This window comes from Corynebacterium jeikeium, assembly GCA_003955985.1.
Classification (GTDB): Bacteria; Actinomycetota; Actinomycetes; order Mycobacteriales; family Mycobacteriaceae; genus Corynebacterium; species Corynebacterium jeikeium_D.
In genome coordinates this window covers 249,812-264,220 of record CP033784.1, presented here as the reverse complement: position 1 = coordinate 264,220, position 14,409 = coordinate 249,812, and the positions used below count along the sequence as shown (strand labels likewise).

Here is a 14,409-nt window from a genome sequence, read left to right as displayed (position 1 = left end):
GCCGCGACACCTAGGCATGAAAACCCTTCGCATTCACACTTCGTACTACCTCCGCGATAGCTCTTTGCACTGTTCGCGACGGGCTTTTGCTCATTCACCCAAAAAAGCGTAAAGATTTCCGCGATTTATCCCCCTCCCCCCAATCAGGGCTAACCAGTTGGTTTGTATCAATAGCTTTTACCCCCTACCGCTATCGTCGCAGCGCACGCCGGGCAAATGAGGGCTCATCAACCTTCTCGTATTTGCTGTCACGACAACGTCGTCAAGCGAAAGCAAAAGGACACCATCAAAAAACCAAGAAACGCCCCGCGACCCACCGCCTTGTGCTAGGACCTGTAAAAGCACAGAGACAGTAAGCGACACGGGGCGCGCTTCGGCGTCACAGGGGACGTTTAGAGAACCGCCCAGTAGTGAACATCGTTGTAGCCGTTGAGCTTGAGGACGTCACCAATCTGGTCGACCTTCTTCTTGCCCTCAGGGGTCATGCCATCCGGCATGATCTGCACGTCAGCGCTGTGATCGCCGGTGAAGGTGATGTTGACGTAGTCCTTGCCATCGCGGTGCTCAAGCTCGAAGACGTAGCGGTTGACGGCTAGCTTGCCCGAGTGGAGGAACCCACCCTTGCCCGGAGCGACAACTGCAGTGTCAGCAGAGTTTGCAGGTGCAGCTACTGCCTGTGCGGCAGTGGCAACCGGAGCGGCAAGCACGAGTGCGCCCACACCCCAGACACCGATTTTCTTCAACATGCTCATAGGTACTTCCTTATCTTCTGTGTTTCTGCAGGGTTTCTGCAGATTTGTTCTGTGTTTTTCTGTGACTGTCGGCGCCGCCGTTGTTCGACGGCGTTCAACAGCCACAGCCAATGAAATTGGTCAACTAGTTGAGGCTGAGCCCCAGCGCCCTAGTGCTCTGATCTAGCGCACTGGATTAGCGCACTGGAGTGGCCTCGACGATGATGTTGTCGGCGTAACCCAAAGTGCCGCCGACGAACTCGCCTCCACAGGTAATGAGGACCAAGCGGTTCTCACCAACTGCATCGTTGACGACCTCAGGCATCTGAGCGCCCTTGACCACCTGGATCGGATCCTTGCTGACGGTGAAGTCTCGGCTTTCGCCATCCACCTTCACCGTGACAGTGTCACCAGCCTTCAAGTCAGCGAAACGTGCAGCGTAACCATCACCCTGATCCACCTCATTGACGTGACCAGTAATGACGGACGATCCAGCAGCACCTTTCTCACCGGGAATCGCTGAGGCGGAATACCAGCCCAGGCGAGAAACATCGGTCGGAGGAATCAGAGATCCCTGATCAGTCAGCTGAACGAAATCAATCGGAGCCGACTTACCATCAATGAGCATCTCCATCTCGTGCACAGCTCCCCGAGAACCCTGTGCTGGAGTAGGAAGATTCTCCTGCGCACCTTCGAGCGCCGAATCATTGCGGTTCAGTTGGGCAATCACCAGCAGAGCGATAACGCCGATTAATGCGATAGCGGCGATATACACCCGTGGCTGCTTCCACCAAGGCACGTCCTGCAGGTCTTCGACTTGGCCATCGGCCTGATCTTCGTCCTGGCCAAACGCATCAACATGGCCGAGTGCGCCAGTTTCGGTTTCCGGTTCGAATCCTGGTGCGTTTCCAGGTTCCTTGCCGGTCTCGTCCGAGCCAAACTGATCAGTCATGGAATCTCCTTAGTTCGTGGCTACCGTCGGCAGAGCGTGAGTAGCCAAACCAGTCGGGCCAGACGGAACCGAACTAATTGCACGTCGTTCCGAGTTCGGAGCCAACGGCTTTCCGTGGTTCTTCTGCTTGTCCTGGCCAGTGCCACCGATGATGGTGACGTTGGTGTTGTTCTGCTCCGAGTGCTGATTAATCACAGTGGTCGGGGTAGCAGCTTCGCTGGTAGGTGCAGAGGAATCGTCGTTAGGCGTGTTCTGCTCGCCCTCATCCTTCGGCTGCTCAGATGGCGTGTTCTCTGGGGTCTTGCCGTTCGTGACAGTCTGCTCCGCAGAGTTGATGTCCTTGTGAACAGCAACTTCCTTGCCATTGGCATCGGTCAGAGTCTCGAAGACAACCTGGGAAGCGCAGTCGCCGTCAGTGATGATGATCGGGACATCAACCGTGCCTGCGGATGCCGTCGGCACAAAGTGCAGGCGGCTCCTAGCGCCAGTGGACTTGCCCGTCTCCTTGCACATCAGCTCACCGGTCAACGTGTACTTCGTGCCCGGCTTCAGGCCAGTGAAGTGCACGGTGTCGATGACGACAGCACCCTTTTCAACCAGAGCCTTGCCGGCAATACCGGCAGTAGTCGTGATGGCTGGGTTGTCCTCAGACTGCGCTGGGGTGCTCGGGTGGTTCGGCTTGCTCGGCTTTTCCGGCTGGGCAGGCTTGATCGGCTTGCTCGGCTTTTCCGGCTGGGCAGGCTTCGTCGGCTTGGTCGGCTTGCTCGGCTTTTCGGACTCGGACGTAGACGGAGTTGTCGTCTCAGACGGCTCTTCCGGCTGTGTCGTCTCCGGCTGCTCGGACGGCTCATCGTCGCTCGGCGTTGCCGGAACCGTGGACGTGGTCGGCTCAGTCGAGCTGGTCTCCGGTGCGATCGTCTCCTCGGACGGAGTTTCGCTTTCCTCAGTCGGGGTGTCTTCCGGCTTCTCCGGAACGTCGCCGGTCACGGTCTGGCTAGCGTCGTTGATATCTGCGTGGTCAGCGATCTCATTGACCTGACCAGCGCTTTCCTTACCAGTCGAGTCAACCTCATCAGAGGTCAGGTGCTCGAACACGACAGCCTCGGCAACAGGAGTCTTAACAGAGTCAGACACCTCAAGAGTGACAGTCACAGTACCGCTTGCCGACGTCGGCTTGAACGTCGCCTCGCCATGACCAATCACAGAGCCATCAGCCTTGTTAACCAGTTCACCGGAGAGGGTGTAGTTCTTACCAGGGACCAGACCCTCGAAATGTACGGTGTCGACGACCTTGGCATTAGCCTCAATGCGGTTGCCCTGAAGCTCGGCTACCGTGCGCAGCTCCGGCTCCAGCGGCGTATCAGCTGGCTCGCTCGGCTTAGACGGTTCGGTAGTCTCAGTCGGCTCGGTCGGTTCCGTGGTCTGCGACTCAGTGCTGTCAGTCGGCTCGGTCGGTTCCGTCGGAGCGGCCGGCTTCGTGGACTCGGAGGTGTTAGGAGTAGTCGGCGACGAGCTCGGCTGCTCTTCGCTTTCCGACGTCGTCGGAGTCTCAGACTCACTGGTCTCAGAAGTAGTGGTCTCGCTGGACGACGGCTCCGTTGTCTCTTCGGTCGTCTCCTCGGTCGTCTCTTCGCTCGTCGGGGTCTCTTCGGAGGCCGACGGCTGATCCGGCTTTTCGCCGTGAACGGTCTGAGCTGCGTCGTTGATGTCCTCGTGGGTAGCGATTTCTACCCGCTGACCATCGGTGTTGTCCTGGCCATCGGCGGTGACCTCTGTCGAGGTCAGCTTTTCGAATGCAACAGCAGCGGAAACCGGCTCATCTACATCATCGGAGACGGTAATCATGACAGCCTGCTCACCCGAAGAGGTCTCCGGAGTGAATTCCACGCTGCCGGTACCCAGGATGCGATCAGCATTGGTCTTGTCCACCAGGGTGGCGTCCAGGCGGTAGTTCTTACCCGGAACCAGGTCGGTGAACTTCACGATGTCCTTAACCACAGCGCCCGCAACAATCTTGTTGCCGTTCAGGCGAGCCTGAGTGGAGATCGACGGCTTACGCGTGGTCGGCTTCTCCGGCTCGGACGGCTTGGTCGACTCGGACGGGGTCGTGGTCTCCGCAGGCGTGGTCGGAGTAGTCGGCTTTTCCGGTTCGGTTGGCTGCTCCGGTTCAGACGGCTTCGTCGGCTCTGCCGGAACTTCACCGGAAGACGGAGTGACATTGTCAATCACAATGATGTCTTGTTTCTTACCATTGTTGAAAATGTAGCCAGTGCGGTTCGTGCCATCGACAGTGCCCTGACCGACGTTAGCCGGACCAGTGAGGTAGTCGTAGACAGCCTTCGTCGATGGGTTGTGAATGCCCTGGGAGAAGTCAATGCCATCGGAGAAGTGCCACAGAGCGAATTGAGTTGCGTTATTGGCGTCCAGCACTTTCAGACGTCCTTTAACTCCAGCCGCCTTCCCCAGTTCATCCAAACCAACAGCTGGAGAACCGTGGTGCGCAATCCAGTTGAGCTTCCGGTATCGGTCAAAGTCGTTCCGCAGCTTGTTATTGGTATCTGTACTGCGCGAGAACTGACTGAAGTTCTGTACACGACCGGTGTCATAAAGATCACCGGCGACGCTGGCCTCAATGCAGTAACCCATTTTGTGGCTACCAAATGGAGTTGCCGCCTCGTCAAATGCCGCAATGAGTGGCCCAAAATCACGGACATTTCCATTGGCTTCAACACCCTTAACTGTTCCAGGAACACTCAAAATCTTCTGGATCGTCAGGGTTTCGCCAGTGTCTTCTGCCTCCTGCGCATGCGCAATTATTGGAGATTTAGCGAAGAAAAGAGCGAGCACAGCCACGAAGCTAAAAAGCGCCAACCAGCGCTTCTCGTTTGTAAAACGACCGAACATGAGCCCTCCCCCTTCCTTCGATTTCAGTGCGTTATACACCTTTCGCTACCTTTCCAGCCTTCAATTAACAATCAATGACCACGCATAAGCGTCTCCAGCCCCCATCACAGGTAGCCCAGTTGACATCGCCTTCTAATTCTCATTTATAGCGTTGGCCGTCCCCGAATATAACAAATACATTTTATGTTTGTTGAGCCATTTAATTGCCACCCCTATTGTCTTTTATTTCAATGTCAATAATTGTTGTTTGCATATTTTTTCTGGGGTGGACATTTGGACACCACACACATGCCGAAGTTCCACCTTTCGCCACGACACCTAGCCATTCAACCCATAAAATCACGATTAACCTGCGCATATGAAGTTTTTTCAATGAATCCCCGCCCATTAATTTGGGTTAGAATGTCTCCCATGTCACGATTTTCATAATTGTGAGTTACGGCACAAATGACACCCCACCCCCACCTAATGAAAATGCAAGCCAATAAATCTCTAAGAGCAAAAATGATGTCTCAAGACTATTTACAAAAGAATCCCCGGACATCATTTAATAAGCCACATAATTGTGTGCTAATTGCGGCTGCATAAATAATCGCCTCTCCGCCCCAACCTCTCCATCCGCGGTTAATAGACAAAAATGGGTCTGATTCACGGCATTCCAACAGATCACGTTATGTAAAACGCGACTGAATAGGGGACTGCAAATGTGAAACTGTGCGAGTTTATGACGCTTTCAGGACATTTTTCGGGCGGTAGGGTCAGGCGGTCATTGCATCATGGATAACACCAGAGATTACCTCCCGGGGAGTTAACCCGTCGAGCACTACCCGTGGCCGGTTATTCAGCAATGCTTCCGCCTCGGCGACCTCTTGGTCGGTGACATCGGTAAAGTTGGTGCCTTTGGGGGAAATAAAACCGGATATCCCGGTTCATCCGCTCATTGCTACCTCGCTGCCACGGCGAATGCGGATCGGCGAAAAACACCTGGATATTCTCCGCGACAGAAAACTCGGTGTGTTTGGCAAACTCCACTCCCTGATCCCAGGTCAACGTCGAAATCGTGGTGTCCATCGACTCTTTGAGCCGACGAATCATCCGTACCATCACCTCATTGACACTGGCGGCAGTATGGTCAGTGCCGAGTCTGCCGAGCAGCACAAACCTGCTGCGGCGTTCCACCAATGTCGCTAAAGCACTGGTGCCATCTGCGCCAATAATCAAATCGCCTTCCCAATGACCGGGTACCGCACGATCATTGGCTTCGGCTGGGCGAAGTGAAATATTGGCATCATGAGTCCAGCGTTTTCCACGTGGCTTGGGCACCCCTGCGAGAAGCGAGCGGGGTTTACGCCCTGGCCGGGTAGTCCGGCAGGACTTTTCAAACACAAGTTCTTTGCGCAAGCTGCCTGCCCCTTGTACGTAAAGGGCCTGGTAAATCGACTCGTGGCTAATAGTCATGGACGTATTATCACCCCACAGTGCAGCCAACCTGCCACTGGCCTGACGCGGCGAGGCGCCACGGTTGAGCAGATTGACAACCTGGGCGCGCAAAAATCGATTGTCATCGAGTTTGCGCGGCTTTGGACGAGCAAGACGCCCGCGGCTGGCCTGATCAGCGTGATAGGCATCGTAGATACCATCGACGCTGTTGCGTGCGATTTCACGACTGATAGTGGATTGACTACGACAGACTATCTGGGCGATACGCCGGTGCGAATGACCTGCCCGCAGGCAATCAGCAATAATTAAGCGTTCCGCCAGCCCTAGCCGCCGACCAGTACCAACACGAGATACATCACCAGGTGTTATCCGACTGCGGGTATTCATAGTGGTCAATCTAGCCCGCCGGTTATACACCGTGGTTGTGCACACCCCAGCCTGCGCGGCAATCTCGGCAACACTATATGAGCCGGCCATAAGCATCTCGTAGATCACGCGATGCTTATCCATCATCGAGACCTTCGGGCAGTGCGATTGGTGCTGAATCGCAATTCCGGCTTGTCGCGCCCACCGCCTGACAGTTGGTGAGGGTATCCCTAACTCACGTCCAACTGCGCTTGCTGATGCCCCGTTGGCGATGTGTTGAAGCGCAATCGGTTTGATGGCACTGTATTTCGTTCGGCGGGTTTGCTTCACTACTTCTCCTGGTCGAAAGTGGTGATGCATTCACCGCCTGAACCTACCGGCCATTTTTGACATAAACGCAGTCAGTAACTCGGATCGACCCAACGTCGCCAGCTATAAACACAAAAAAGCGCCTCCCCACTCCGCAAGGAGTGAGAAGGCGCTCGTGCGCTGTTACGTATTAATAGCCGCGAGAGCTAATAGCTGCGCAGTGTCATTGTAGTGCAGTGCCTAAGTCAGCTTAAACGGCCTTAGATAGCCTTTGCACCGGTGAGGTCCAGGTCGACTGGCAGGTTGTCACCCGCACCGTCCTCGGCCAGCAGGCCACCCTGGTTGTTGCCGCCGGTCTGGGCACCCTGCTCCTGGCCGCCAGTCTGGAGGCCACCCTGGTTCTTACCACCGGTCTGCAGGCCCTGCTCCTGGCCGCCAGTCTGAAGGCCGTTCTGGTTCTTACCGCCAGTCTGGAGACCCTGCTCCTGGCCACCGTTCTGCAGACCCTGGTCGCCACCGACGTTTTGCAGGCTCTGGTCCTGGCCACCGGTCTGGAAACCGGACTGACGCTCACCAATCTGGCCCTTGTCGTTAACCTGGTCGCCGCCGACCTTGTCGCCCTTGTCCAGCTTGTCGCCGCCAATCTGGTCTCCGCCGTTCAGCTGATCGCCGCCAGCGTTCTGGAGACCCTGGTTGCCGCCAACGTTCTGCAGAGCGTTGTCCTGATCGCCACCGACGTTCTGCAGACCCAGGTTGCCGCCCTCAGTCAGAGAGTGGAAGTTCGGGAACAGTGAGTCGACCTGAACCAGTGGGCCCTCCGGGAAGTTCACGTTGAACTCAGGTACCGGCAGCGGAGCCGGTGCTGGCAAGGAGGAAATCAGTTCGCAGATATTGCACAGGTTATCCATGATGATCCTTTAGAAAAATGAAGTGTAGATAAATGGTGTGGCGCGATGCCCAGAGCTGAAGGTAAAGGGCTTCTCGCCTTCTCCTTTGCGGCCACTGCCGTGCTCACACGAAAACCGTACCGGTGATGAAAAACGGTCACAATATAGAAATTCGACCCACTTCAGCCAGGAAATTGGAAACAGAATAACGGCAAAATTTAACCTGCACTTATGCCCAAACGTCGCATGTCACGGGTCACATTGCTAGCCGTTTGGTCACCCCAAACCAGGCTCGCCTTTTCCAGCAGAAAAGCCTCGGCACCTAATGAACTGCTCCCCATTAGTTGGACTGAGAAATCAGTTACCGACTAGTGGGGAGTAGTTGTCATTGAGAGCACGAAGTTCGCTAAGTGAATATCAGCGCGAGCAGTTGGTTGAACTATTTGAGCAAGGCATGGGTTATACAGCCGCTGCCAATGCCCTTGGTGTCTCCAAGTATGCCGCCCGTATGCTCTGTCGTCGGTTTAAGCTGCATGCAGGCTATGTCTTGTGGAGAAACCGACTAAGCAGCAGTACTCGTTCGAGATCAAGAAGGAAGTTGTCCAACGCCACCTTGCTGGCGAGACAGCGATGGATCTTGCACGTGAATTTGGCCTGTCATCACAGCAGCTGGTCCGCGGGTGGTCGTGGAAATGGCGCAAAGACGGCGATGACGCGTTGAAACCAAAGCCGAAGGGCAGGCCCAAAGGATCGGTCACGCCGAAGCCGCTGTCGGAGGAAGACAAGCTGCGTCGCGAAAACGAACGGTTGCGGGCCGAAAATGCCTATCTAAAAAAATGCGGGACTTGAGGAATCAGGGACGCGCCTGAAAGTCCAGGCGATTGTCATCCTCAAGTCTCACCACCGCTTGGAATATCTCCTAGAGGCAGCAGGTATCCCACGGTCGACGTTCTTCTACCACCAACAACGACTCAGTAAGCCAGATAACCACGCCGTTCTCAAGCAAGCGATTCGGGAAAGCTTCGAGCGTAACAAGCATCGCTACGGCTACCGGCGAGTGCTACTTGACCTACGCAACCAGGGCTGGGTGGTCAACCACAAACTCGTCTACAAACTCATGCGCCAGATGGGGCTTCGAGCTAAGATTCGCCAGCGCAGACCGTATATTTCCTATGTTGGGACGATCAGCCGCATTGCTGACAATAAACTTGACCGCAAATTCACCCCAGATAAGCCAAATACCGTCTTTGTCAGCGACGTCACCGAGTTCAGGGTTGCAGGCCGCAAGGTCTACCTGTCACCGGTGATGGACTTGTTCGACCGCTCAATCGTTGCCCACACCGTGGCTACATCGCCGTCGACAGCGTTGACCACCGATTCTTTGTCCAAGGCGATCGCGGCGTGGGCACCTGAACCCGGGTGGATGATGCACACTGACCAAGGTTTCCAGTACCAGCATGCCTCCTGGCGTGACCTGATCGGCGACAACGGCGGTGTTCAGTCGATGTCGCGTAAAGCCAACTGTTACGACAACGCGGTCATGGAAAATTTCTTCGGGCACGTGAAAACCGAGATGTACCACGGAGAAGTCTTCGACACGGTCGCAGAGTTCAACCAAGTAATCGACGAATACATCCAGTGGTACAACACCGAACGCGTCCAACAACGACTCAAGGGCCTGACCCCGATGCAATATCGAAATCAGACCCTTGAAGCCCTAACCGCCTAGAGTTAAACCAGTCCAACTTTCGGGGACCAGTTCACCTCGGATCCCCGCGGGGCTTTTTCTGCCCCTCACCCTTTCACTTTTGCTTTAGGTAAGGGTAAGTTAACTCCCACTATGACCTCGAACCCAGTTACCCTGAACACTCCGACGAACACTTCCGCCTACCGCGCGGCCTTTTCTGACCACCTACTCTTGGCCGCCCCTTCTGAACCGCACCATCGAATCATCCGCGCCACTGTTTATGACGTCAGCGCCCCGGCAGAAAACCTGCAGAGGATTGTCATCCGCTCCCCCGAGCTAGTCGGCTTTCAGCTTTCCGGCCCGGACGAATTCTTTGGCCTCTTTATGCCGGCTAAGCCCGGCGAGAATCTCCATTTACCCCTCCACGGAGGTGGCGCCAATATCCGCGCAAGCGTTACAGCCATGCCGGAGACCCAACGCCCAAATTTACGTTGGTACACCGTACGCTCACTCGATCCCGAGTGCGGACAGATAACTTTCGACGTGGCGACACATGGCGTCAAAAATCCAAAGGATGAGCACGTCGGACCAGGGCTCGCCTGGGCTCTTGCAACTCGTGTTGGCGACCAGGTAGGCATCTGGACATGCCAGGGCCTCTGGCACCGCGCGCAAAGTTCACAAACACTTATCGCAGACCCATCTGCCGTACCTTCCGTTCGCGCCATTTTGGATTACGCGGATGCGTTTGCCCCGGAACAGTTGCGCGACATACACCTCGTAGTGGTCGCCGAGAACCATGGTGACCTCGAGCCATCCCTCGTCGCCGACTGGGAGAGCAAGCTGGGCAGCCTAGAAGTGCTGTTTAGCGCTACAACGGACTTCAGCACGGCAGTGATGTCCCACCTACAGCAACTGGACCGTGCCGAACACCCCGCAACACAGTCGAAGTACGTCTGGGTCGCGGGTGAAGGACAGCTCTGCAAGGAAGTACGGCGCCACGCAATTCACACCTGGGGCCTCAATAGCGAATCCGTGCAGTGGTGCCCCTATTGGTTCCTAGGCAGGGCACGGCCTTAATTAGCCACAATCCCTCGCGGCACAATAATCGGAGCCATACCGCGGGGATCTTCCCACACCTCGGCATTCAGGCCATATGCCTCGCGCAACACATCCACCGTCAGAGCCTCCTTTGGAGAACCCTCGGCGATCTTTTCCCCTTCCTTCATGACGATCATCTCGTCGCTAAAAGCTCCCGCCAGGCCAAGATCATGAAGTACGGTAATCACCGTCTTGCCCTCTTGAGCGAGCTCCCGCACGATACTTAGAATCTCTATCGCATGTGCCGGATCTAGGTAGGTAGTCGGTTCGTCCAACAGCACAATTGGCGTATCCTGCGCCAACACCATCGCCATCCAGACCCGCTGCCGCTGGCCGCCAGAAAGCTCCGCCACGTCGCGGGCAACAAGATGGTCAACCTTCGTCTTCTTCAGCGCCTCGCGCACTTTTTCTTTATCTTCTGACGCCGTCGCTCCCCCACCCCAGAGCGATCGACGATAAGGGTGCCGTCCGCGCTCCACAAGTTCTCCAACGGTCAATCCCGCCGGACACAGCGGGTGTTGTGGCAAAAGCGCAATTAGTTGGGCGGCTTCGCGCGACCGCAAACTATGCACGTCCTTTTTCTCTACAAGAACCCGTCCTTCGGCGGGAGCAAGCAGCCGAGAAAGCGTCTTGAGCAACGTCGACTTGCCACAACCATTGGGGCCTAAGAGCGTGGTGACCTTCCCGGGCTCTGCAGTGAAAGACACGTCCTTAACAATGCTTGGGCCGTCGTTGTAGCCCACGGTGACGTGATCAACTTGAACGTTCATTGAACCATTCCTTTCAGAGTTCCGCGACGGGCCGCCAACCACACAAGCAACACCAACGCGGGGCCACCGATGATGGCGGTAACCAAACCCACAGGGGATGTAAATGGCAGTGCGCCCGCCACGACGGCGCACGCAGCTAATAGAGCAGCGCCTGCAAAAGTAGAGCACAACGGATGGGGCGTGGGCGTTCCGGCCACCAGCTTGGCCAGCTGAGGAGCCAATAGTGCCACGAATCCAATTGGGCCGACAAAGGAAACCACCACCGCGACAATGCCCGTTGCGGCAATGAGCAAAATAGCGCGCACCCTCGTGACATTTACCCCAAGTGTGGACGCGGTGGCGTCATCATGAGAAAGAAGAGGGACATCGCGCGTAACACAAAGGCCTAAAACTACGAAGGGCAACAGGCCCAACACCATAGGAAACAAAGCTTCCATACGCACAAAGCCGGTAGACCCAGCGAGCCAAGTTTGGGCATCCGTGGCACGAGTTAAGTCAGCCCGGAGCAGGAGATACTGCACTAAAGACTGCGTGAGGAAAGACAGTGCCAGGCCGATGACCACTACGCGCTGCGACGTCCCGAAGCCACCGAGTAGAACGAGCAAACCAACGATCACTAGTGCGCCAAGCAAAGCGAGTGCAGCACGCCACCAGAACGTCGGCACCCCCTCACTCCATGCAGGGCGGGTAACTACGGTGCCCGCCACAACCAAAACCGCCGCGCCGCCGGATACACCGAGAATGTCCGGGCTGGCCAGCGGATTGCGGGCCATGGTCTGAGTCCACGCACCTGCCAGCCCTAGAGCCGCGCCGACCAGAACGGTAGCGATTGCTACAGGCAGGCGGAGATCCCACACCACGTTGATTGCTTGCTGTGTGCCCCCACCGGTGAGAACCTCGATGACTTCCATCGGGCTGAGCTTCACCGCTCCTTGCCCCAGGATTAAGCAGTAACAAAGAGCCGCTATGAGGGCGAACCCTGCCGAAGCCGCCAGGACGCGTCTGCTTCGTGAACGCTTAATACTACGGATAGACGTCATATCGCTCATATCGTCAGCTCCGAGTCATTCGAGGTCGGTGAACTCTTCTTACGTCGCACCGCCAGAATCATCACTGGGGCACCGACAATAGCTAAGACAATGGACATTTCCAGCTCGTTAGGCTGCAGGACGAAGCGGCCCACAATATCGGCTAGCAACACAGCCGCGCCACCAACAATGCCGGTCGGCAGCAAGAGGCGAGTCAGGGACGGGCCGGTAAACGGGCGTAGTAGGTGTGGCACGGCGAAGCCCACGAATGTCACAAGCCCCACAGTGGCTGTCGCCGAGCCGGCGAGGATGATCACCGCTGCGGCAGCCAACAAGCGGGTTCTCGTGGGCGAGCTGCCAAGGGAACGGGCGGAGTCCTCTCCCATCGCAAGTAGATCCAGCGGGCGTGCTGCAAGCGCACCACATAGAGCACCTAGTGCTAGACCTAAAGCAGCTAAGGCCACGTCTTCCATACCCCGCCCAGCTGTAGAGCCAACGGTCCAGCGGCGGAGCCCTTCCAGGGTGTCGGAAGAATAGAGGCTCAGCATATTCGTGGCCGCTTGCAGGGCGAAGGTAACTCCCACGCCCACGAGTACCAGAGTTAGCGGGTTACGCGATACGCGGGAAATCAACAGCACGATTAAGGCAGCGACGGCCGCCCCGACGAGCCCTACAAGTGTCCGCTCCCCGACCGTCGTTGCCCAGCCCAAGGTCAGTGCCGCAGCGACTGCGAAACTTGCTCCAGCGTTCACGCCGATAATGCCGGGATCTGCCAGGGGGTTGCGGGTCCAGCTCTGAGCAATGGCACCCGCCATAGCCAGGGCTGCGCCTGTGATCACAGCCAAGAGGGTGCGCGGAACGCGCAAGTCCCAAATGATGCCGGATTGCGTAGATGGGTGCGGACCATGCATGAGGATGCTGGTCACTTCGCCAATGGAAAGATCTTTGGAACCCAAGTACAGGGAGGCAAGCAGCAGCAAAGCCAAGCCAACGAGTGCGGCCGAAGTAAGCAAACGCCGGGAAAACACCAAAGAATGTCGAGTTCTTGAAACGGACACTTTCAATTAAATTGCGTCAGAGAACTTGTCGACTGCCCAGGGGATGGTCAATGGGTTCGGCATACTCATTGCATTGCCCACGTTTTCGTCCATCCAGCGGACCTTGCCTTCGCGAACAACGTCCAGCTTGCTGAATGTTGGATCCTTCTTCAAGGTATCGGCGGCACCCTGGTAATCAAGGATGAAGAGGTAATCGACGTTGTTGAGGTCGCTGTAGTTCTCAGGTGCGATGTCGCGGTAGAACTCGCCCCCGTTACCTTCGAGCTCCTTCGGGATCTCGAAGCCCAGACTCTTGATAAACTGCCCGCGACCGTCACCGGAGGTGTACAGGCCGATCTTTCCCTGATAAGGCATGACGATAGCCGCACGCTTGCCTTTGAGCTCAGGGTGCTGCTGTTGGAAATCATCGAAGGCCTTCTGCGTTTCTTCGACGAGTTTGTCGCCTTCTTCTTGCTTGTCTACAGCGCCGGCGATCTGGTTGACCTGATCCCGCCAGGGGATCTGCCAGTCCGTGGCACCGTCTGGCTTAACGGTGGTTGGGGCGATGTCATTAAGCGCCTTCTTCGCCTGCGCGTCTACGGCAGAGTTCACCGCAATGATCTTGTCCGGATTAGCGGCGGAGATCTTCTCCAGGATTTCAGCAGTGAATCCGTTGGCAGTACCGTAAACCACTTCAGGCTTGTTGTCGCCGAGCTTTTCGGTAGCCCATGGGCCGACGCCAGACGCATCAACATCTCCCTCAGCACCCCAGGGCGCTACGAGGACTGGTTGGATGCCTAGAGCGAGCAAGGTATCGCTGTCTCCCAGGCCAACTGCGGCGATGCGCTCATCCCCGGTGCCCTCATTTTTTGACGCCGCCGCGTCGTCGCCTCGGGAGCAACCAGACAGAACAAGAGTGGATGCTGCCAAGACAGCGGCGGTCTTCAGCGCCGCTCGACGGGTCAGCGAATTGTTTCGAAACATGTGAAAGCCTAACGTGTAAGGAACTCTTTGAGACGCTGTAAAGTACCCGTAGCCCCAAGAGACTGATGGCCTCTTTCGGCTACGGCCAACACAGTAATCGGGTCTATATTACACAGGTAAGGCTAACCACACAACAGGCTGCCCTAAGTTAGTCCGCTTCCCGCTCGGCCGCTACCGACTCCATCGCCGCCCTGGCCACCGTCGCCACGCTGGCCA

Annotated in this window: 10 protein-coding genes and 1 pseudogene; 2 read left to right on the top strand and 9 right to left on the bottom strand. The window is 56.5% G+C overall.

What is annotated here, in order from left to right; translation table 11 throughout:
• Positions 1-392: 392 nt before the first annotated feature.
• From EGX79_01100 to EGX79_01080, 5 genes are all read right to left on the bottom strand, one after another.
• Positions 393-752 (bottom strand): hypothetical protein, encoded by a 360-nt coding sequence (locus tag EGX79_01100; GenBank protein ID AYX80902.1) that lies wholly within the window; start codon positions 750-752, stop codon positions 393-395.
• 175 nt (positions 753-927) lie between these two features.
• Positions 928-1,683, bottom strand: a complete 756-nt coding sequence (locus EGX79_01095; GenBank protein AYX80901.1) for a class F sortase — start codon at positions 1,681-1,683, stop codon at positions 928-930.
• A gap of 9 nt (positions 1,684-1,692) precedes the next feature.
• Positions 1,693-4,587: a hypothetical protein gene (locus tag EGX79_01090; protein AYX80900.1), complete on the bottom strand. Its 2,895-nt coding sequence runs from the start codon at positions 4,585-4,587 to the stop codon at positions 1,693-1,695.
• 837 nt (positions 4,588-5,424) lie between these two features.
• Positions 5,425-6,753: an IS30 family transposase gene (locus EGX79_01085; protein AYX80899.1), complete on the bottom strand. Its 1,329-nt coding sequence runs from the start codon at positions 6,751-6,753 to the stop codon at positions 5,425-5,427.
• A 209-nt stretch (positions 6,754-6,962) separates the two neighbouring features.
• Positions 6,963-7,610, bottom strand: coding sequence for a hypothetical protein (locus EGX79_01080; protein AYX80898.1), 648 nt, complete (start codon positions 7,608-7,610; stop codon positions 6,963-6,965).
• A gap of 367 nt (positions 7,611-7,977) precedes the next feature.
• On the opposite strand from EGX79_01080, the pseudogene EGX79_01075 reads away from it, so the two are divergent.
• A pseudogene (locus EGX79_01075) lies at positions 7,978-9,318 on the top strand (IS3 family transposase).
• 111 nt (positions 9,319-9,429) lie between these two features.
• Positions 9,430-10,353 (top strand): siderophore-interacting protein, encoded by a 924-nt coding sequence (locus tag EGX79_01070; GenBank protein ID AYX80897.1) that lies wholly within the window; start codon positions 9,430-9,432, stop codon positions 10,351-10,353.
• On the opposite strand, the gene EGX79_01065 is transcribed toward EGX79_01070, so the two are convergent.
• Genes EGX79_01065 through EGX79_01050 form a run of 4 tightly spaced genes read right to left on the bottom strand, consistent with a single transcriptional unit; the run spans position 10,350 to position 14,193 of the window.
• Entirely contained in the window at positions 10,350-11,144 is a 795-nt protein-coding gene (locus EGX79_01065; GenBank protein ID AYX80896.1) for an ABC transporter ATP-binding protein, read from the bottom strand. The two genes, EGX79_01070 and EGX79_01065, sit on opposite strands and share 4 nt — an antisense overlap.
• Positions 11,141-12,184 (bottom strand): iron ABC transporter permease, encoded by a 1,044-nt coding sequence (locus EGX79_01060; GenBank protein AYX82666.1) that lies wholly within the window; start codon positions 12,182-12,184, stop codon positions 11,141-11,143. The genes EGX79_01065 and EGX79_01060 overlap by 4 nt, the downstream gene beginning before the upstream one ends.
• 5 nt (positions 12,185-12,189) lie before the next feature.
• A complete protein-coding gene (locus EGX79_01055) occupies positions 12,190-13,200 on the bottom strand; it encodes an iron ABC transporter permease (protein ID AYX80895.1) in 1,011 nt (336 codons plus the stop codon).
• 36 nt (positions 13,201-13,236) lie between these two features.
• Positions 13,237-14,193, bottom strand: a complete 957-nt coding sequence (locus EGX79_01050; GenBank protein ID AYX80894.1) for an iron-siderophore ABC transporter substrate-binding protein — start codon at positions 14,191-14,193, stop codon at positions 13,237-13,239.
• Positions 14,194-14,409 lie beyond the last annotated feature (216 nt).